19 protein-coding genes are annotated in these 19,137 nt (G+C 36.3%); 15 read left to right on the top strand and 4 right to left on the bottom strand.

The features are described from left to right. The first annotated feature begins 5 nt into the window (after nucleotides 1-5). The 12 genes from OTK00_RS11705 to OTK00_RS11650 all read left to right on the top strand — a co-directional run bounded on the left by OTK00_RS11705 (nucleotide 6) and on the right by OTK00_RS11650 (nucleotide 12,376). Nucleotides 6-179 carry a hypothetical protein gene (locus tag OTK00_RS11705; RefSeq protein WP_198525718.1) on the top strand — a complete coding sequence of 58 codons (174 nt, stop codon included), beginning with the start codon at nucleotides 6-8 and terminating at the stop codon, nucleotides 177-179. A gap of 154 nt (nucleotides 180-333) precedes the next feature. After that, entirely contained in the window at nucleotides 334-468 is a 135-nt protein-coding gene (locus OTK00_RS11700; protein WP_268760792.1) for a hypothetical protein, read from the top strand. Between the two features lie 323 nt (nucleotides 469-791). Next, nucleotides 792-1,160, top strand: a complete 369-nt coding sequence (locus OTK00_RS11695) for a helix-turn-helix domain-containing protein (protein ID WP_045168680.1) — start codon at nucleotides 792-794, stop codon at nucleotides 1,158-1,160. After that, a complete protein-coding gene (locus tag OTK00_RS11690) occupies nucleotides 1,157-1,930 on the top strand; it encodes an ImmA/IrrE family metallo-endopeptidase (protein ID WP_045168681.1) in 774 nt (257 codons plus the stop codon). Before OTK00_RS11695 ends, OTK00_RS11690 begins: the two co-directional genes overlap by 4 nt. Then, nucleotides 1,902-2,453 carry a hypothetical protein gene (locus tag OTK00_RS11685; protein ID WP_045168682.1) on the top strand — a complete coding sequence of 184 codons (552 nt, stop codon included), beginning with the start codon at nucleotides 1,902-1,904 and terminating at the stop codon, nucleotides 2,451-2,453. The genes OTK00_RS11690 and OTK00_RS11685 overlap by 29 nt, the downstream gene beginning before the upstream one ends. Nucleotides 2,454-2,952: 499 nt before the next feature. Further along, entirely contained in the window at nucleotides 2,953-4,836 is a 1,884-nt protein-coding gene (locus OTK00_RS11680) for a hypothetical protein (protein ID WP_045168683.1), read from the top strand. A gap of 249 nt (nucleotides 4,837-5,085) precedes the next feature. Continuing rightward, entirely contained in the window at nucleotides 5,086-5,394 is a 309-nt protein-coding gene (locus OTK00_RS11675; RefSeq protein ID WP_307733340.1) for an ABC transporter permease subunit, read from the top strand. 138 nt (nucleotides 5,395-5,532) lie between these two features. Then, on the top strand, nucleotides 5,533-8,688 hold the full coding sequence (locus OTK00_RS11670) for a glycosyl hydrolase (RefSeq protein ID WP_045168685.1): 3,156 nt from the start codon (nucleotides 5,533-5,535) through the stop codon (nucleotides 8,686-8,688). Nucleotides 8,689-9,064: 376 nt separating this feature from the next. Continuing rightward, nucleotides 9,065-9,748, top strand: coding sequence for a hypothetical protein (locus tag OTK00_RS11665; RefSeq protein ID WP_157841000.1), 684 nt, complete (start codon nucleotides 9,065-9,067; stop codon nucleotides 9,746-9,748). 225 nt (nucleotides 9,749-9,973) lie between these two features. After that, on the top strand, nucleotides 9,974-11,050 hold the full coding sequence (locus OTK00_RS11660; protein WP_052670803.1) for a glycoside hydrolase family 11 protein: 1,077 nt from the start codon (nucleotides 9,974-9,976) through the stop codon (nucleotides 11,048-11,050). A 239-nt stretch (nucleotides 11,051-11,289) separates the two neighbouring features. Beyond that, nucleotides 11,290-11,640 carry a M12 family metallo-peptidase gene (locus tag OTK00_RS11655; RefSeq protein ID WP_045168687.1) on the top strand — a complete coding sequence of 117 codons (351 nt, stop codon included), beginning with the start codon at nucleotides 11,290-11,292 and terminating at the stop codon, nucleotides 11,638-11,640. 28 nt (nucleotides 11,641-11,668) lie between these two features. After that, nucleotides 11,669-12,376: a hypothetical protein gene (locus tag OTK00_RS11650; RefSeq protein WP_045168688.1), complete on the top strand. Its 708-nt coding sequence runs from the start codon at nucleotides 11,669-11,671 to the stop codon at nucleotides 12,374-12,376. 141 nt (nucleotides 12,377-12,517) lie between these two features. Here the strand turns inward: OTK00_RS11650 and OTK00_RS11645 are convergent, their stop codons facing one another. Then, nucleotides 12,518-12,784 carry an NPCBM/NEW2 domain-containing protein gene (locus OTK00_RS11645; RefSeq protein WP_268760856.1) on the bottom strand — a complete coding sequence of 89 codons (267 nt, stop codon included), beginning with the start codon at nucleotides 12,782-12,784 and terminating at the stop codon, nucleotides 12,518-12,520. Nucleotides 12,785-12,924: 140 nt separating this feature from the next. Further along, the gene (locus OTK00_RS11640; protein WP_045168690.1) at nucleotides 12,925-13,344 is read right to left on the bottom strand and encodes a hypothetical protein; all 420 of its coding nucleotides are present in this window, start codon (nucleotides 13,342-13,344) and stop codon (nucleotides 12,925-12,927) included. Between the two features lie 176 nt (nucleotides 13,345-13,520). Between OTK00_RS11640 and nagA the strand changes: the two genes are divergently transcribed. Further along, complete coding sequence (gene nagA, locus OTK00_RS11635; protein ID WP_045168691.1) at nucleotides 13,521-14,666, top strand: N-acetylglucosamine-6-phosphate deacetylase; 1,146 nt, start codon at nucleotides 13,521-13,523, stop codon at nucleotides 14,664-14,666. A 157-nt stretch (nucleotides 14,667-14,823) separates the two neighbouring features. After that, nucleotides 14,824-16,164, top strand: coding sequence for a glycoside hydrolase family 30 protein (locus OTK00_RS11630; protein WP_045168692.1), 1,341 nt, complete (start codon nucleotides 14,824-14,826; stop codon nucleotides 16,162-16,164). 37 nt (nucleotides 16,165-16,201) lie between these two features. Here the strand turns inward: OTK00_RS11630 and OTK00_RS11625 are convergent, their stop codons facing one another. Next, nucleotides 16,202-16,948, bottom strand: coding sequence for a DUF72 domain-containing protein (locus OTK00_RS11625; RefSeq protein ID WP_045168693.1), 747 nt, complete (start codon nucleotides 16,946-16,948; stop codon nucleotides 16,202-16,204). A gap of 181 nt (nucleotides 16,949-17,129) precedes the next feature. Between OTK00_RS11625 and OTK00_RS11620 the strand changes: the two genes are divergently transcribed. After that, nucleotides 17,130-18,347: an RNA-guided endonuclease InsQ/TnpB family protein gene (locus tag OTK00_RS11620; RefSeq protein WP_045168694.1), complete on the top strand. Its 1,218-nt coding sequence runs from the start codon at nucleotides 17,130-17,132 to the stop codon at nucleotides 18,345-18,347. Between the two features lie 4 nt (nucleotides 18,348-18,351). Here OTK00_RS11620 and OTK00_RS11615 read toward each other — a convergent pair whose 3' ends face one another. Next, nucleotides 18,352-19,014, bottom strand: a complete 663-nt coding sequence (locus tag OTK00_RS11615) for a type 1 periplasmic-binding domain-containing protein (RefSeq protein ID WP_241765434.1) — start codon at nucleotides 19,012-19,014, stop codon at nucleotides 18,352-18,354. Nucleotides 19,015-19,137: the final 123 nt, after the last annotated feature.

The following is a 19,137-nucleotide window of genomic DNA, read 5'->3' as shown; positions in this document are numbered from 1 at the left end:
TAGTTATGGAAAATGCTGTAATGCAAGAAATTCATCAGTTTCAGGAGAAATTTTATGAAGAAACAAAAGGTATGACTTTGCAAGAATTTTTAGAGTACGTACACAAAAGAGCAGAAAAAGTCAGAAAAGAGTTAGAAGAGTTTAAAGAGGAAAATGGGAAAGAAGTACTGAAACAATAAGAACCTTGTTTTCAAACCATGTTACAAAACTTAAAAATTCGATGTATAATTAAAACAGGCAGCAAAACCATGTTCAAAATGCGTCTACAAAAATGTAAAAATAAAAACCAAACCGCAGATTTTCTGCGGTTTTTGTTTTTGAGGAGCGTTCAAAATGCCAGAAAGACCACCAGGATTTCATATTCGAAAAGAACTTCAAAATCTAAAACTTCTCCTACCAGAAGTAACCCTTGTTCTCATTATGTTTGTAATACTTGTAGCTCAAATTCTTGTTGCTTTGCCGTACTGAGCTCTTGCAAAACAAACAAAAACCTGCTACAATATACTTAAAACATTTGCCAGAAGTGTATAAATTAGCTGTTTATACAGAATGTCAAATTTTCTACAAAAATAAAATATGGCATAGAGTAAAACGTAAAAAGAGTAACGAAAAGAAGGGGAGTAAAGCCACGATTGGTTTTTAAGGTAGCTTTGAATAAGTTGCTTATCCAGTCGTGGCTTTTTGTATTTGTAAAGCTATTTGAAATTTGTTTTTTAAAAGTATTGCAACCTTGTTAACAATGTAATATAGTTAATTTTAGAGTTAACAAATTTGTTAATGAGGTGGTTTTAATGAAAAATCCAGAGCTTTACAAAAAGATAGGGCAGAAACTACAGGAAGCAAGGAAGAAAGCTGGTCTTACTCAGGAAGCAGTTGCGGATTTCCTGGGTGTTAATAAAATTCTAATTTCATATTATGAAAACGGAACAAGAGAAATAAGTATTGCAACTCTGCGAAATCTTGCTAACTTATACGGTTATACAGTGGACTATTTTCTCTCTGATGATGAAACAAGAGAACCAGAAGTAAGTTTTTTGTTTCGTGCTGATGAGTTGGAAAAGGAAGACTTAGAAGTGATTGCAATGGCCAATAAGTTTTTAATTAATCTTGAGGAAATGAAAGAGATGCTTGCTCAAGAAAAGGAAGTGATTAAGAGTTGAACATAAAACAGGAAATGGAACTGTTGGCTCTTCAAACACGAAATAACCTGGGGATAGGATTGTTTGAAAAGGTGAATGTGTTCGACCTTTTGAGCAAGGTAGAGGGTATATCACTAATGGTGGTTGAAATGAGTGATAAAATATCCGGGATGCTTCTGAGTCGAAAAGATGAGAGCCTGATTGTTATAAACTCAAGAAAAACTTTGGGACATCAATATTTTACTGCTGCACATGAATATTACCACTTCAAATTTGACAGAAACATTTCTCATCGGATATGTCCAATCAAGAAGTTTGAGGATGAATACGAAGAAGAGTATAAAGCCAATCAATTTGCAGTAAACTTTTTGCTGCCAAGACAAGCGGTAGAGTTTATGCTCTCACGAAGAGTCAAAAACAGAAGTATTGAATTTGATGATGTAATTTTTTTGGAACAGTACTTTGAAGTGAGTCATCAACTAATGCTAATAAGACTTAAAGAACTTGGATACATCAATAAAAACCAGTATGAAGAGTTTAAAAAAAATGTTGTCAAAAGAGCATGTGAACTTGGGTACTCTGCGAGGTTATACAAACCCACATCTGATGAAGGAATAAAAGTTTATTCAAAGTATCTCGAGCTGGCAACAAGGTTGTATGAATCAGGCAGAATATCACGAGGTAAATATGAAGAACTGTTAATCGAAGGCGGTTATGCTGATGTAGTATTCAACGCACCAGAAGAGATAGAAGGTGTAGAAAATGAGATTGAAGATGCCGATATTTTTTGACAATGATTGTATTTGTTCATTTTCATGGGTAAACCGTCTTGATATTCTAATAACTCTTTTCGAGAACAACATCTACATTCCAGCCAACGTAATTCGAGAAATTGAACGACTTAAATTCACAAAAAGTAAATATGTGTACGAGAATATCAAAAGGCAAATAGAATCAGGTAGTTTCAAAGTTGCAGAACTAACTCCGTCTGATGAGTTTTTCCCTGAGTATATTCAACTCACTGATAAAGATAATATAAACAGAATAGGAGAGGGTGAAGCAGAAGCAATTGCTCTTGCAAAACAATACAATGGTACTCTTGCCAGTAACAATCTTAAAGATGTGCTGCCAAACATTCAACCAGATCATCCACCATTAATAACAACCGAAACAATTCTGTACCTTGCATATCAGCAAAAACTCATAAGCTTTCAGGAAGGACAACAAATTTTAGATGAGATGCAACTAAGGAAAAGAAAACTTTCAACTTACAGTTTTTTTGAACTTCTTGACAAGTACAAGGAAACCATTTAAAAAACTTCACAATTTCGAACTACAGTGGTATAATATACTCAGAATAAATTGCCAGAAATACACTTTTTAGGTGTTTATACAGAATGTCAAATTTTTTGTTGTTGAAATTTTAAAGCCACAATGGTATAATATACTCAAGAAAATAATTGCCAGAAGTGTATAAATTAGCTGTTTATAAAGAATGTCAAATTTTCTACAAGAGCAGAAAGTAGCAGAGAGTAAAACGCAAAAAAAGTAGCGAAAAGAAGGGGAGTAAAGCCACGATTGGTTTTTAAGGTAGCTTATTCAAAGCTGCCTGTCCAGTCGTGGCTTTTTGTATTTGTAAAGCTACTTAAATTTTGTGTAGCTTTTTCAAAAACTGCGGTATAACTTATAACAGGGAAAACCTAAAAAAAGGAGTTGGTTTAGTCATGAGAATGCCTTTGCCCCCAACTTGAAATTTTCAGACTGCAAGGTTATTATTAACAATGAGTAAAAAAAATGAAAGGGAGTGGTTTTCATGGTTAAGAAAATGTTCAAAAAGGTTGCTGCGATACTGCTAATGGTCATACTTGTGGTTTTAACCGCATGTGGTAATACAACAGCAACAAAAAGCAAAACAGAGATGGTTGCAACTGCTACCAAGTCCCAGTCGCAGTCACAACCATCAACACAGAGCAAACCTGTTGCAGAAATCACCACTGCAAAGGGTTTTACAGAGGCGCTTTTGCTAAATGCCGGGTACAATCTGCCAAAGTATGATGAGGCAAAACGCCTCGGACTTGTTCCACCAGAAGTCAAAAACCCCAACACTGTCCTGACACGTGCCCAGGCATCATACATTATCTGGAACGCCATTAACAAAATTGACAAACTCAAAGCACAAAACATACCTGTCAGCACTGCGGTGTATGACCTGTGGGATAGTTACCTGTCCGGCAAGGACGTAGTAATGAATCCTGGCTACAGCACTTTTGGAGCATATCAGATGTTCGACTTTTTGCGCTACGAAATCTACTACCCGGACGGTTCACAGGAAGTTAAATACATCTTCAACCCGATCAGATTCAACGGCAACCGCAAACTTTACACAATTGACGATGTCAGAGATTTGATTCGGACATTTAAGAAAAAGTACCCGAACAAACTTGTTGTTGAACTACCAAAAAGGCCAAACATAATCGTGATTAAAAATGCAGTAAAGACAGTCAGTGGACATCGCAAAAACCCCAAAACCTTCAAACCAGAATATGTCACGCTAAAACTCAAAGGTGATGCTTACTATGTCCTGTTTGAACGCAACAAACTACCATACGCAAATTCGTTTTATATCCTTGACAACGGGCAGAGAACACCATACAAACCGGTGCTCTTGCTCTACACAGGTTGGGTAGATGAAAAAAATGCAGTTATAGAAAGTTACCTCAAAGAATTTATGAGCACAGATGAGAAGGCAATAAAGGAAATAGACCATTATATTCGTCCCAAACTGGATTTGAGATACAACAGGTACATTTACGAGTGGGTAAAGAGTCTGCCCAGAAGATGGAAGTATGAAGACTGGCGCAGGTTTGAAGAAAGAGGATACATCGAAGACTACAAGGCTATCCCAAAACTCTATAGAGAACCCGTTTTGCACATGCTTGACCTTGGCATATATGTCTGGGACACATCACCGTTTTACCTGCAAAAGTTCCGTGCAAAGCCCGGCAAGACTCTTACAGAGTCAGAGGCAAAACAGTTTTTGACAAGGCTTTTTAGCAAGTCCAAGCGCGACGTGTTTGACGAGTACACAGGCCCCGTACAGTTGTACTTTACAAAAAACGGTGATGTCATCTGTGGCGGGGCCAACATAGGCAACGTCGATAACTACACAAAAATTGACTATACAAAAACAGCCTATATAGGAAGAAACGGGGCGATATTCAGCACACCAACCGTCACACTGCGCTTGAATCCCGCACTTGTTGATGAGTTGAAATTCAGAAAGTATGATGCTGAAAACAATAAAAAACAAGCATGGTTTACGCAACCATACCTTGTATGGGGAGTGTACCAGGATAGTCTATCTTCTGCCGGTGTTGTGGGACTTGCACATATCAACGATTTATTGAGTAATATTGCAATCTATGAAGGTGTGTACTTCTCATTTGAACCGGGTCCGCTGTTTTATGAGCATGCACGGTTGCCTTTAGGTATTTACAACGACCCATCACAGTACCTGCTTGCGCCAAGGTTGACAGCAGTATCGCACAGAGTACCGGATGCATACCAGAAGCGTGCAATGGATGATGGTAAGTACTATTACAACCTAAAGAACAAAGCGCTTATTCCCAACAAGCCCGGTGTGCTTGTGCAGTATGGCGATGTGTATGCTTACAGGTATGCTTTTAACCCGGACTGACCACAAACATTTTTGACAGTATACTACGAGAAACCGAGCAAGTTAAGACCGGGTGTTAAGTTCATAGTTGCAAAGCCTGACCCGAAATACAAGTAAAGGGAGGGAGAAAAGAGCAATGCGCTTTTGCTTGGTGTGCAGGACTGCAAAATCGGTCCTGCTCATGCTTGCAGTCCTGCTACTTTCCATTTTCCCAAACCCTGCCTTTTTCCAACCTGCAAAAGCAGAGTCACAGTATTATGAAAAAAAAGAATTGCGTGTCCCAGCAAACTCAAATCTTACAAGATAATTCTTCCATTGACCATGCCAGCTTTTGTGACAATTGCAGTGTTCAATTTCCTTGGTGCGTGGAATGACCTTTTGATACCCCTGGTTTTGATACAAACACCGGAAAAGATGACCCTGCCTGTTGGACTTTTGAATTTTAGAGGGATGTACGAAGCAGAGCTTACCAAAATGTTTTCAGCAGTTGTAATCTCTGCAATACCAAGCATAATAATTTACTTTGTTTTGCAGGACAAACTTTTAAAAGGCATGATAGCCGGTGCTGTGAAGGGATGATTGCTTTGATTCCTGATTTTAAGTTTTGTGAATAAAATTGAGAAACCATCAATCTTAAATTTAGTGCATTGATCTTAAAACATTTCCCACTATAATTATAAGTACACAAAACAAAAACTCTCAGGAGGAGATTGTATTATGAAAAAGTGTAAAAGAGTTGTCAGTATTTTGGTAATTTTAATTCTTATGTTAAGCTTGTTTGGTTCATTGCCACAATTTGTTTTTGCTGCCACAATTACTAGTGGTGCAGGGAGCTATACTGATACTCTACCAAGTGGACAAGTTGGACCACCTGCAACTGTTTACAAAACCTCTAATTTGACAGGGGCAATTCCTACTAACAGCTGGGAAAGCTCAATTTTAAGGTCGCAGTATTCAGAAGCTATGTATCCTCACCCACTGTCTGTAAAGTTTACTTCTAACGGATTAGAAATTGGCAAGCCTGTTAAAAGCGGAGAGGGAACAAGTGGATACACAGGCAGATTTGTGTTGTGGCAACACAGGGCTGATATGACAATTAAAAATTCAAGTTACAGCAGTTACACAGATGCACGTGCAGACAAGATGACAGATTGGTCATTTGATGGTGTTTTGACAAGTGGAACAACAAACGTATTAAAAGCAACTATAACAAAGGGAAGTCCTTATATTTATTTCGATTTCCCTACAGGCAAACCTCAAATAGTATTTCCTTCTGTTCCCACTGTGTTCTATGGCAGTAGCAGTAGCCAGTATTTAGGTATAACAATAAATGGGATAAGTTATGGATTGTTTGCACCTTCAGGATCAACCTGGAGTGGTATTGGTACAACAACTCTAACGTGTAATTTACCAAGCGGCAAGACATACTTTTCTATTGCTGTTCTACCCGATAACACAACTACTACATTAAACTATTTTAAAGATAGAGCTTATGCGTTTATAACGAATACTCAGGTGTCATGGTCATATAATGCGAATACAAGTGAGGTTACAACAACATTTACAATTACCACAACAGCAAAAGAAGGCACAAATTTAGACACAATCATATGTCTTTATCCTCATCAATGGCGCAATAACTCATTGTCATATTTGTCATATACCTATAACACAGTTAGAGGGCTCATGAAAACAATATCAGGAAGAAATTTCACAACTAAATATAAGTTCTATGGTATATTACCCATTATGCCGCTTAATGGTTCTGACACAGCTACATTGAATTCCTTGCTCAATAGTGAATCTACTTCAATTTCATCATCAGATACTTACTGGAATGGGAAAGAACAAAACAGGGTTTCATCTATTGTTCAACTTGCGAAGATGAACAATAATACAACGGTATTAAACAATGCTATATCTGCTTTGAAGAACAATCTGCAAGATTGGTTTACTTATAGTGGTTCTACAGACAGCAAGTATTTCTATTACAATTCTACATGGGGAACACTTATAGGCTATCCGCCAAGTTATGGCACAAATGACCAGATAAATGATCATCACTTCCATTATGGTTATTTTATAAATGCAGCTGCGCAAATAGCTTTGGTAGATAAAAGCTGGGCAGCTCAGAATCAATGGGGTGGCATGGTAAACTTGCTTATAAAAGATATTGCAAACTGGGACAGAACAGATACAAGATTTCCATTCTTGAGATATTTTGACCCGTATGAAGGGCATTCATGGGCAAGTGGTCATGCAAACTTTGTGGATGGTAACAATCAGGAGTCATTCTCTGAAGCAATGAATGCATGGCAGGCTATAATTTTATGGGGTACAGTAACTGGGCAGACAGCAATCCGCGACTTGGGAATATATTTATACACAACTGAGGCAGAAGCCACATACAATTATGTGTTTGATTTATATAAAGATGTAATAGACCATAGCGGGGTTTATAATTGGAATTACGCATCCTTAATTTGGGGCGGAAAATACTGTGCTGAGATTTGGTGGGATGCAGGCTCAGTTGCAAATTTTGCAGCACAGAGCAGAGGTATCGAGCTTTTGCCAATAACAGGCGGTTCATTCTACCTTGCAAAAGATAAAACATATGTACAGAATTATTACAACGAAATGCTGACTCAAGCTGGGACAAGTGAGCCATCATCATGGCAGGATATTTGGTATATGTATTTAGCTTTAGCAAATCCATCATTAGCACTTTCTAAGTGGAATACATCAATACCAAATGAAACTGGTCAATCAAAATCCTTTACCTATGTATGGTTAAATGCCCTCAATACATTAGGGACACCGGATTTTAGCACAACAGCAAACTATCCGCTTTATCAGGTATTCAATAAAAATGGAACAAAAACTTATGTTGTATACAATCCGACAGACACACAACTAACTGTTACATTTTCTGATGGAAAAGTAGTCACAGCTTCTGCGAATAGCTTAACTGTGGACAGTGGTGGGGCAAGTACTCAAACAAACATTGCTTTGAACAAACCAGCAACAGCTTCATCGGTAGAAAACTCCAATTATCCGGCAGCATATGCATTTGATGGTAATTTATCAACTCGTTGGTCATCTGCATTCTCAGACCCGCAGTGGATTGCGGTTGACTTAGGTGCAACCTATAATATCACAGGTGTGAAACTATACTGGGAGACAGCATATGCAAAGTCGTTCCAGATTCAAGTATCAACAGACAATACAAACTGGACTACAGTCTATTCTACAACAAGTGGCACAGGTGGGATTAATAACATAACGTTTACGCCAATCAATGCACGCTATGTAAGAATGTACGGGACAGAGCGTGGCACACAATGGGGATATTCTTTGTGGGAGTTTGAAGTTTATGGAACTCAGAGTGGCAGTGCACAATACTTACCTCAAACTACATGGTATTTATTCAATCAGCAAACAAGCGGAGTTACACCAAGTGGAGAGAATTTGCAAACAACGAACAGTTCTGTTACGGGATGGCAGCCAACTACTACTATAACAACTACCACAAAGCATTGGTATTCACCTGCAATCAATGGCACGTACAAAGCAGGAACATGGCAATTTATATTGTGGACAAACAGTCCAGGTTCTTCTTCTCAAGTTAAAGTGGAAATCTATAAAGTAAACAGCGATGGAAGTGGAGCAACATTGATTGGTTCTCAGACAGTTGATGTAAATACAACTGGTACAGGCAATCATCAATCAGTTTTCAATATTTCTACCTCTTCCGATGTTAGTTTCAACAATCAAAGAATAAGAATTTCAATTACAAAAGTTTCTGGGGTAGATTGTACGATGGCTTATAATACCAATGATTTTCCGACAAGGTTGATTACGCCTGCTCCGTAAAAGCGTATTGTCATACAATATTAGGATTTTTTGGGCTTTATAATACAAATAGCTACCTTTTGAAAAAGTAGCTATTTTTTTGTGAATTTAACCTCTTGAATGTTTAGAAAAAATTCAATATTTTTTCTAAAAACAAATTCAAAAATTACTAAACAAAGACAAAAATTTTACAAAAATATACTGACAACGGGCAAAGAAGTATGATTTATAGGGGATTTTTTAAAATTTTTAGGGTTTACAGAAGTTAATTGTGAATTTATAATAAAATCACTAACAACAAAGAAGAGTAAATAGGATATTTGTCCAATTAATTAGAAGATGTATTTAATATTATGATTAAAAATTTAGAGATTGTTATACATGACTTGGACTGTGATTGTATTTTGACTTGAAAGGAGGAGGAAAAGTGAATAACTCTTTATTTGTAAACCTTCTAATTATAAGTGTATTGGCTTATGGCACGGGAACATTATTTATGAAAAAGGTTTGTAAAAATTGTTTTGTGAACAACAAAAGTTGGATAATAATATTAAGTATTATCTTTGTAGGAATTCACTTTGCAGTTTTTATCGAATTTGTATTATTTAAGATCTGGCTGGTATTGAACCTTGTTGCAATGATGATTTTGTATTACTATAAAAAGGTTATAGAGAAAGAATTATTCTTCAAAAATTCTTTTAAAATTTTAAAATCGGAAAAGAAAAAAAAATTCATAATTGTGGGTTTGATGGTTTACATAATTTTTAGCTTCCTGATAAATTATTATACAACTCTTATTTATATTCCCAAAGAAAATATTAATTACAAGTTTATCATATTAATTGATGTTTTTAGCATGTTTTTAGTAGAAGCAATAAATATATTTTGTTTTGCATCTCTCATATCTTATTATTATCTTCCCAAGGTAATAATTTGGGGTGAAAATTTAACAAAATATGAGGGATGGCTTATTGAAGAGTCAGAAAAAAACTATTTATTGAAAGAAAAATTTTCAGGCAAGATAATAACCATTAAGAAGGATGTGATTAACCAAATTGTAATTGTGGGAGAAGGAATTTGAGTTTAAAGTGCAAAAGAAACAAATTTATTGATAGAAAAATATATTTTTTAAAAGGTATTGACAAAAAAATAAATTGATTGTACAATATAATTGTCAGAAAATTAAGATATATGTCGTTAAATTAATCATAAATATCGGCAATAAGTAAAATATGACAGAAAAAATGGCTTTAACGCCTTAAAAAGGCGTTAAAAATAAAACTATATGTAAAGGGAGGTTTTAAAGATGAGGTACAGAAAGCTTTTAAAAGTCTTACTGGCTGCTTTGATGTGTGTTGTGTTGGCTAATCCTTTTTATGCACAGGCAGCCATAACACTTACCTCTAATGCAAGTGGGACATACGATGGTTACTACTACGAGTTGTGGAAGGACACAGGGAATACTACCATGACAGTTGACACAGGAGGAAGATTTAGCTGTCAGTGGAGTAATATTAACAATGCACTCTTCAGAACAGGTAAAAAGTTTAGTACTGCATGGAATCAGCTTGGGACTGTAAAGATTACCTACTCTGCTACCTACAATCCAAATGGCAATTCCTATCTCTGCATTTATGGATGGTCAAAAAATCCACTTGTTGAATTTTATATCGTTGAAAGCTGGGGTTCATGGCGTCCACCCGGGGCAACGTCACTTGGCACTGTAACAATTGATGGAGGAACATATGATATTTATAGGACAACTCGTGTTAACCAGCCATCAATTGAAGGAACAAGAACATTTGATCAGTACTGGAGCGTTAGAACATCGAAAAGAACAAGTGGTACTGTTACTGTAACAGATCATTTCAGAGCATGGGCTGCAAAAGGTTTGAACCTGGGTACAATTGACCAGATTACACTCTGTGTGGAAGGTTACCAGAGCAGTGGCTCAGCTAATATAACACAAAATACGTTCTCTATAACAAGTGATTCGAGTGGTGGAGGTTCAACTACGCCAACTACTACTAAAGTAGAATGCGAAAATATGTCGCTGAGTGGTCAGTATGCATCAAAAATTACTTCACCATTCTCAGGAGTAGCTTTATATGCTAATAATGATAAAGCATATTATACTCAATATTTTGCTAATTCAACCCATACTTTCTCTCTCCGCGGTTGTTCAAGTAACTCCAACACGGCAGCGGTTGACTTACGAATTGGCGGTACAAAGGTGGGTACATTCTACTTTACAGGCACAACACCAACTGTACAGACGTTAAGTAATATATCTCATCCAACGGGTAATCAAACAATTGAACTTGTAGTAACATCTGACAATGGTACATGGGATGTATATTTAGATTATCTGGAGATTAAGTAATGTCTCCTGTTGAATTCAAGGGGCTACCTCATATCATCAGAGATAGGTAGCCCCTTGTTTTTGTGTTGTATATTTACTCTAATAATTCTGCATGGAGTAGTGATTGAAGCAATTGAATAATATATAGGGTATAGAGAATGCAAAGTATATTTGTGCTGTGTCTCATGAAAAGTGTGTAGATTTAACTTTTTTAAATACAAATCTGTTTTTGCACAGCTGATCCAACATGGTGGGACTCAATGTTTGGCGGAAGTACAATATCCAAATATGTTGAAGGTTATACAACATTAAAGAGTATCTTTGGAAAAGAAATCAATTCTTCGATCATTCAATCCTGTGATAGGAATATTGGTCAGGCTATAATTTATATAAGCCCCTATGTAAGTGCATCTACACATACTTTAACTCAGCGAAAAGGTATTTTAATGCATGAGATGGGACACGCTATGGGCTTAGGTCATCATAGTTGTTCGGACTCAAGAAATAGCTATTCAGCTGATAGTTATGGAAGTATTATGGATTACAGTTATACCGAAGAATACCCAACTGTACATGATATATGTGACATTGAAATAATTTTGAGTATTTAACAGATAGTTATGAGGAGGTTGGGTCAAAATGAAAAAAAGCGTTAAAATTAGTTGTATACTTATAATAGTGATCCTGCTTTTTAGCTTACCGTTTTTGAGTTATATAAAGAAAAATACGAACAAAATGAAAAATTATGAGAAACCAATTATATATTATGACCCTTTAAAAAGTTATCAACATTTGACTTTTGAGTACTACGTCAAAAATTCACAAGCGGTAATTGCAGGCAAAGCAGTCAAAAAAGAAGAAACAACTGAAACAGTACAGGCAATACCAGGAACAAACGTATATGAATTACAATCAAAATTGGGAACACCGTCAACTGCGGTGAATAGATTATATGTAACTGTTGAAGTTGAGAAAGTCCTAAAAGGAAATGTGGATGACAGGCAAATTGAGCTTTGTTTTGCATTGTATGATCCATTTAATAAATCAGATCTTTTTGAGATGAAACCTGGTGAAAAATTTGTTTTTATGATTGAGAAAAGAAAAGACAAACCAGGTGTGTGGTGGATTGCGACTGAGAATAGATTTATATTTAAAGTTAATAGCGACAACACCGTGTATCCTGCATGCTGGTGGTACGAAGAGAGGTATAAAAAGAGATTTTTTAATATAACCTTGGAAAAACTTTGTGAAGAAATTAACAGAATCGACAAACTTGAAAAAATTCCTGTAATGGATGAAATTCCGAAAGAGGCTTGGAAAAAAGTTGAGGAAGCAAGAAGAAGATAATTGTTCAACACAGCAATGAATAAAAAAAGCCCCCTTCTTTGAGAAAGCTTAGGCGAAGATCCATAAATTTTCAGAAGGAGGCTTCTTTAATGGTTATGCAATTTTCACTTGAATTAAAGTTTATTAGAAAAATTGTATTTTCTATGGAATAAGCAGTGGATCACAAATTGCCAAGTATATTTTACTACTATCATTATTCACTAAACTTTGAAACTCTATTGCCAGGTAATTAACCCCCGCTATATTCAGAGTTGCCGATTTTGCATCATCATAAAGTTCACAGGTATACTCTCCAAGAAGTTCATTATCACCGAAAATCCTTATTGTTCCTCTTGCACCTTTTAAAGAAGAATCTAACACGCCATATTTAAATTGGAATTTTGTATATTTGCCATGTAGTTTATATATTAGTCTAAATTGTCTATCTTTATAAGCCCAATCATACCACCATATATTTTTGTAAAACTTTTTTCCATTTATAACAACATCGGTTGCATTAAAACCAAAATCATACCAAGAGCCCCCTCTATCAAAATATGCTAAATCACTCAGCCAGACACATTTTTATTTTTCACAAAAGCACCTATTTCTACTTTTTTAGCTTGATCATTGAAGATATAACCCATATCTCCAACACTCAAGAAGGTTTTGAGCATGGAATCAAAGTGGACGTATCTTCTGCCATTATAGTTTATAAAGGGTATTTCTTTTGCTGCACTGATTCCATTGATCACAATATCGTAATATGAGAGTTTGGGCATTGAAGCCACTTTCTTCTGAAGTTCATCGTTTTTCTTTTTAAGTAAAGCTATGTCGTTTTTTAGCTTTTGATTTTCGGTTTTCAGAGTATTATAATCTTTCAGCAGCTTTTCATAAAGCGCTTTATAATTTGTTGAAGATGAAGCTATTGCTGACAGGGTAAAAAGAATACACACCACAAATGAGATTATTGCAATTCTTCTTTTCACAAAACATCTCCTCCTCAATAGTTTGATTTTTGCTGTATTAAATTTTACAAAAAAAAGAAAGATTGTCAATACATATTATACAAAAAGTGTTGTACAGAACAAAAACTGGACAGAGAAATTTTAAAATGTTTAAAATTATCATATCCAGATTGATCTTTTGGAGGAGATTTGTAAAAATGAAAAAGAGATTCTTGGTCAAAAGGATATTCGATGGATATTCGTTTATCACAGACAATGTTCTGGTTGTAGAGGATGGGGTAATTCTGGGGACACAAAAAGGAATTGATACTGAAAAAGATGAGGTTATAGACAGAAGAGATTTTATTCTATCACCTGGCTTTTTTGACAAACACACCCATGGTATTGGTGGGGTTGATTTTTTTGATATTACTGAGGATGATTTAATAAAAGTTCAAACCTACTATTTTAAACATGGTGTTACAACTGTGCTGCCGACAATTGTCTCAGCTCCGTTTGAAAACATATATAAGCTTGCAAAAGCAATTAAAAAAGCCAAGAAAAACCCAAATTTTAAACTAAATATCCCCGGAATATTCTTAGAAGGACCATTTATAAACCCTGCAAAAAAAGGTGCACATGATGAGAGATTTTTGCAAATACCAACAGCTGAGAAGCTTGAAGAACTTACTGCAAACTGTGAAGAAAAGATTCTTGACATTGCAATAGCACCAGAGCTTCTTGAAAATCCTGACGAGTTTTTTGCAAAGGCAAATGCAGATGGCATTAATATCTCTCTTGGCCACACAAACAGCAGCTTTGAGGTGGCAAAACAAGCCCATGAACTTGGTGCAAAAAATATTGTTCACCTTTTCAACGCAATGCCACAGCTACATCACAGACAAAATTCTATTACAACCTATGCTCTTTTGAGCGATATAAAAGTGGAGCTAATTTGCGACCTTATTCACCTGTCCCCTGAGATTATCAAGCTTACCTATAAACTAAAAGGTGCAGAGAATATAATCCTTATCAGTGATTCCATTGCTGCAACAGACCTTTGTGACGGTGAATACTATTTGGGAAGCCTGAAAGTAAAAGTTGAGAATGGAATTTGCAAATTGGAAGATAACACTATTGCCGGCAGCACGCTTACGATTGATAGAGCGATAAAGAATCTTGTAAAAATTGGGATTGAATTGGAAGATGCTCTCATGGCAGCAACCTGCAATCCATCAAGGCTTTTCTCACTTAGGTGTGGAGTAATAAAGGAAGGCTTTTTGGCAGATTTTGTATTGATGGATGAGGATTTGAATGTAAAAGAGGTATATGCTGGGGGAGAGCTTGTGTATAAAGACACATGAATTTTTCAAAGAACCATGGAACTGTCCTGTTTTTGCAGCTCAAAAAATGCTTATATTTAGGATACCCTTTCTAAAATTCAGTGTATTTACTTATAAAGTGCTATTAAATTAGAATGAAACACATAGAAACTGTCAAAACAAAGGGAGGCAGATAAAAATGTTCAAAAAAATTGCATGTTACATAACAGCAAAAGATCAGGGCACTGCAATGCAGCAGGCAGACAATATAAAAGAGAGCGAGAAGATAGAAAAGGAGTCTGTTATAACAATTGAGCCATCCAGTTCATTTCAAGAGGTAATAGGTTTTGGTGGAGCACTCACTGAAGCTGCTGCAGTGAACATACTATCACTTTTGCCACAGCAGCAAGAAGAGGTTTTAAGAGGCTACTTTGACCCGGAAAATGGGCTTGGTTACAAACTCTGCAGGATCCACATGAACAGCTGTGATTTTTGTATAAGTACCTACAGCTGTGATGATGTTGAAGGCGATGTTGAATTAAAGCACTTTAACATAGAACGTGACAAAAAGATGATAATTCTGCTTCTGAAAAGAATAAAGGAATATTGCGAAGACCTAAAAATTCTCGTCTCTCCCTGGAGTCCGCCTGCATGGATGAAAACAAATGGTGATATGTGCCATGGTGGGAAGCTAAAAGAGGAGTACAAAAAGACATGGGCAAGGTTTTTCTGCAAGTTTATAAAGGCTTACAAGGAAGAAGAGATTGATATATGGGCTGTGACAGTTCAAAATGAACCGATGGCAACTCAGGTGTGGGAGTCGTGTATATACACAGCTGAAGAGGAAAGGGATTTTGTTAAGAATTACCTGGGACCAACTTTGGAAGAAGAAGGGCTTTCGCATGTAAAAATACTTGTATGGGACCACAACAAAGACATTATTTATGAGAGAGCAAAGACAATTTTAAGCGACAGAGAAGCTGCCAAGTATGTGTGGGGAGTTGCATTCCACTGGTATGGAGGAGACCACTTTGACCAGCTCAAAAAGATAAAGGAAGAGTTTCCAGATGTGAATCTGGTGTTTACAGAAGGTTGTCAGGAAGGTGGGGTAAAACCTGGCTCGTGGGAGCTTGGAGAAAGGTATGCTCATGAGATAATTGGTGATTTTAACAGCTACACAATTGGATTTATGGATTGGAACATGGTCTTAGATACTATGGGTGGCCCCAATCATGTTGGAAACTTCTGTGATGCACCCATAATTGTTGATACAAAATCAAAATTAATCTATTACCAGAACGCATATTATTATATAGGGCATTTTTCTAAATTCATAAAGCCGGGTGCCAGAGTAGTCAGAAGCAGCTGCAGTGATGCAAGACTTGAGGTTCTGGCAGCAAAAAACCAGGATGATACTTTGGCAGTGGTTGTTTTAAATAAAAATCCGGAAGAAATAGAGTTCAACATGGTCATTGAGGATAAAATATTTTACGGGAAATCCCCGGCAAGGTCTATATCAACTATTGTTCTGGGAAAATAAGATGTAAAATAAAAATGGTGGGTGAAAAAGCCCACCTTTAATTTTCAAATATTTGCGCTGTGAGCTCAAGCAGGCTCCTGGCATTTTGAACAGCACAGCCATTTACATCATTGTTGAAATACACATAAATCTCATTGCAAACCTTTGCATATTGTCTTATCTCGTCTGCCAGTTCTTTTAGCTGCTTATCTGAATAACTTGAGCTATAAAGGCTCTGTGGACCGTGCATTCTAATGTAGCAAAAGTGTGCTGTCACAACTTTTGCCCCGGGGTAGCGTGATGAGTCTGCTATTACCCAGGCTGCATTAAAACTTTTTAAAATCTCATAAACCTGTTCATTGCACCAGCTTTTATGCCTGAATTCCAGAGCAAATCTAAACTTTTCTTTTCCTCTCAAAAAATTTATTAGCTTTTGCAGATTTTCCTCATCTTTCTTAAAGCCTGGAGGAAATTGTAGAAGAATAGGTCCAAGTTTTTCTTTGAGCAGCTCTATCCTGCTTTTGAACTTTTCCCATTCATCATCTACTTCAAAAAGCCTTTTTAAATGTGTTATGGACCGTGGAGCTTTAACAGAGAAAACAAAACCCTCCGGGGTGGAATTGTACCAGTTTATTATAGTTTTTTGCTGTGGCAGATGGTAAAAAGAAGAGTTGACTTCGCAGGTAACAAAATGTTTTGAGTAAAACTCAAGCCTTTTTTCATGGGGCAAACTGGCAGGGTAAAAAATTTCTTTCCAGTGAGAATATGCCCAGCCGGATGTTCCTATGTAAAGTTTGTTTAGCATTGCAACTTCCCCCAAACCTTCTGTGTTTGAATAAACTGAAAAGTTTTTTTACTTTACAATATACACCTCTTCCCATGTATGGAAATTATCTTTTATCAAGAATATAGCAAGAAGACTCCATCTTCTGTAAGATGGAGATGAATTGCTAAAAATGTGATAAAATATTTCTGGGTGATGTTAAATGTACAAAACACAAAAAAATCATATAAGATGTGATAAGAAAACATACAAAATTTTGCGAAAGCTTTGTCACTTTTCAAAAAACCTGTACAACTTTGCTCTGTATCATATAAGACAGCACTATTTTCAAACTCATAAACACCTGCGATATGAAAGTGTATATCACATTGCAAAAGGCAACGAAAACTATATGCTTTTGCCATCACAGGTTGCACAGCAGACACTTATTTCGGTGGATGAATCTTTTAAATCTTTTCTGAGCTTGTTGAAAGCCAAAAAAGAAGGAAAGGTAAAAGAGAAGGTATTAATGCCCAGATACCTACCCAAGGATGGGATGTACCAGATAGTTTTCCCAAAAGACCAGTTCAAAATAGAAGACAGAAAAGTGAGACTTAGTCTTGGCAGAAGTTTTTCAAAGGAGTTTGGGGTAAGATACTTATATTTTGATTTGCCAAAAAACATTGCAGGAAAAAAGATTAAGGAAGTCAGGATAATTCCGAGATACCATGGGAAATGGTTTGAAATTGAGTATGTGTATGAGGAAAAAGAGCAGGATTGTAAGCTTGACAAAAGCAGGATTTTGGCAATAGACTTAGGGTTAAACAACTTTGCAGCGCTTACGGATACCATTGGGACTGCCTTTTTGATAGAGGGCAGGTTTTTAAAATCAGTCAACCGATGGTACAATAAAGAAAAAGCAAGGCTGCAAAGTGTATACTCCAAACAGGGAATCAAATATGGTTCAAAACTTGCTCAAATTTCTCTTAAAAGACAGCATATAGTTGAGAACTTTTTAAATCAGGCTGTAAACGTTGTAGTTAAGCACTGTCTGGAAAATAAAATAGGAATAGTTGTTGTGGGTAATATGAAAGAGATAAAGAAGGAGATAGAACTGGGGAAGGTGAACAATCAGAACTTTGTGGGAATCCCATACAAGAGGTTTAAGCAAAAATTAGAAGCAAAGTGCAGGTTATATGGGATAGAGTATGTGGAGGTAGAGGAAAGCTACACATCACAGAGGTGCAGCAGATGTGGGGTGGTTGACAAGAGTAACAGAAAGCACAGGGGCTTGTATGTATGCAAGAAATGTGGGAATGTATTGAATGCAGATATAAATGGAGCGATAAACATACTTTTGAAGGTAGCTGGTGAGTCTGCGATAAAGCAGATAATCAGTAGCGGGTGTGTGAACCATCCTGTGAGAATAAGGGTAGCTTAAAATGCTACCAAACTTCTCGCGAAGCCTCCACCTCTTCAGGTGGATGGTAGTTCACACCTTTTTCTTTCAGAAAATCAACAAGTCCCTTTACTTCAAGTGTACCACCGATTGTTGTGTAAAGAGGATTTACAATTGCAATATTTAAGCTGGAAGGAACAGATTGTTTTTCTTTTAATACTTTGTATATAATCTTGCCTGCAATCTTTCCTTTATAATAATAATCAATTCCAACAAACACATCTTCATATCTGAAAAGCATATCATTGAAAAGGGAAACCATAAAAATTCCGCTGTTTTTCAGGCTTGACAGTGCCTGGGCTATTTCTTTAGAATTGTAAACATTGCACATTACGATTGCATTCGGTTTTACAACATCGGCAAGTTTTAGAAGTTTGTATGCCTCATTGGGACTGCTGTAAAATACAATATCAGACAGTATTCCTTCTTTTTCAGAAATATCAAGAAACTTGTCCAAAAACCAATTCCAGTATGTCTGGTTTTCAGGCAGAACAATCATAATTCTCATAAGGTTTTTCAAATTTGGCTTTTTGGCGGTGGTACTTATAAGGCGCATGCTGTAAACATCGTAGAGAATAATTGCTGCAAAAATAATCACACTGAAAAATACCATGATTCTGAAACTGAACTTTTGCAACTTCGCCTTCATGTTGATAACCATCCTCCCTTATCTTTTGATTATAACATTTTTATGTGCAACTTCCCTATAGTAATTTTTTGATTTCAAAAAATTACTGCAGGTTATGAACTTCCTATTCAATAATTCTACCAG

Source organism: Caldicellulosiruptor morganii (assembly GCF_026810225.1).
Classification (GTDB): Bacteria; Bacillota; Thermoanaerobacteria; order Caldicellulosiruptorales; family Caldicellulosiruptoraceae; genus Caldicellulosiruptor; species Caldicellulosiruptor morganii.
This window is presented reverse-complemented; position numbering and strand designations above follow the sequence as displayed.

Bases quoted from the DNA above. Each gene is read 5' to 3' on its own strand.
- OTK00_RS11705 (WP_198525718.1), top strand. From the start codon at position 6: ATGGAAAATGCTGTAATGCAAGAAATTCATCAGTTTCAGGAGAAATTT.
- OTK00_RS11700 (WP_268760792.1), top strand. From the start codon at position 334: ATGCCAGAAAGACCACCAGGATTTCATATTCGAAAAGAACTTCAAAAT.
- OTK00_RS11695 (WP_045168680.1), top strand. From the start codon at position 792: ATGAAAAATCCAGAGCTTTACAAAAAGATAGGGCAGAAACTACAGGAA.
- OTK00_RS11685 (WP_045168682.1), top strand. From the start codon at position 1,902: ATGAGATTGAAGATGCCGATATTTTTTGACAATGATTGTATTTGTTCA.
- OTK00_RS11680 (WP_045168683.1), top strand. From the start codon at position 2,953: ATGGTTAAGAAAATGTTCAAAAAGGTTGCTGCGATACTGCTAATGGTC.
- OTK00_RS11670 (WP_045168685.1), top strand. From the start codon at position 5,533: ATGAAAAAGTGTAAAAGAGTTGTCAGTATTTTGGTAATTTTAATTCTT.
- OTK00_RS11660 (WP_052670803.1), top strand. From the start codon at position 9,974: ATGAGGTACAGAAAGCTTTTAAAAGTCTTACTGGCTGCTTTGATGTGT.
- OTK00_RS11655 (WP_045168687.1), top strand. From the start codon at position 11,290: ATGTTTGGCGGAAGTACAATATCCAAATATGTTGAAGGTTATACAACA.
- OTK00_RS11650 (WP_045168688.1), top strand. From the start codon at position 11,669: ATGAAAAAAAGCGTTAAAATTAGTTGTATACTTATAATAGTGATCCTG.
- nagA (WP_045168691.1), top strand. From the start codon at position 13,521: ATGAAAAAGAGATTCTTGGTCAAAAGGATATTCGATGGATATTCGTTT.
- OTK00_RS11630 (WP_045168692.1), top strand. From the start codon at position 14,824: ATGTTCAAAAAAATTGCATGTTACATAACAGCAAAAGATCAGGGCACT.
- OTK00_RS11625 (WP_045168693.1), bottom strand. From the start codon at position 16,948: ATGCTAAACAAACTTTACATAGGAACATCCGGCTGGGCATATTCTCAC.
- OTK00_RS11620 (WP_045168694.1), top strand. From the start codon at position 17,130: ATGTACAAAACACAAAAAAATCATATAAGATGTGATAAGAAAACATAC.
- OTK00_RS11615 (WP_241765434.1), bottom strand. From the start codon at position 19,014: ATGAAGGCGAAGTTGCAAAAGTTCAGTTTCAGAATCATGGTATTTTTC.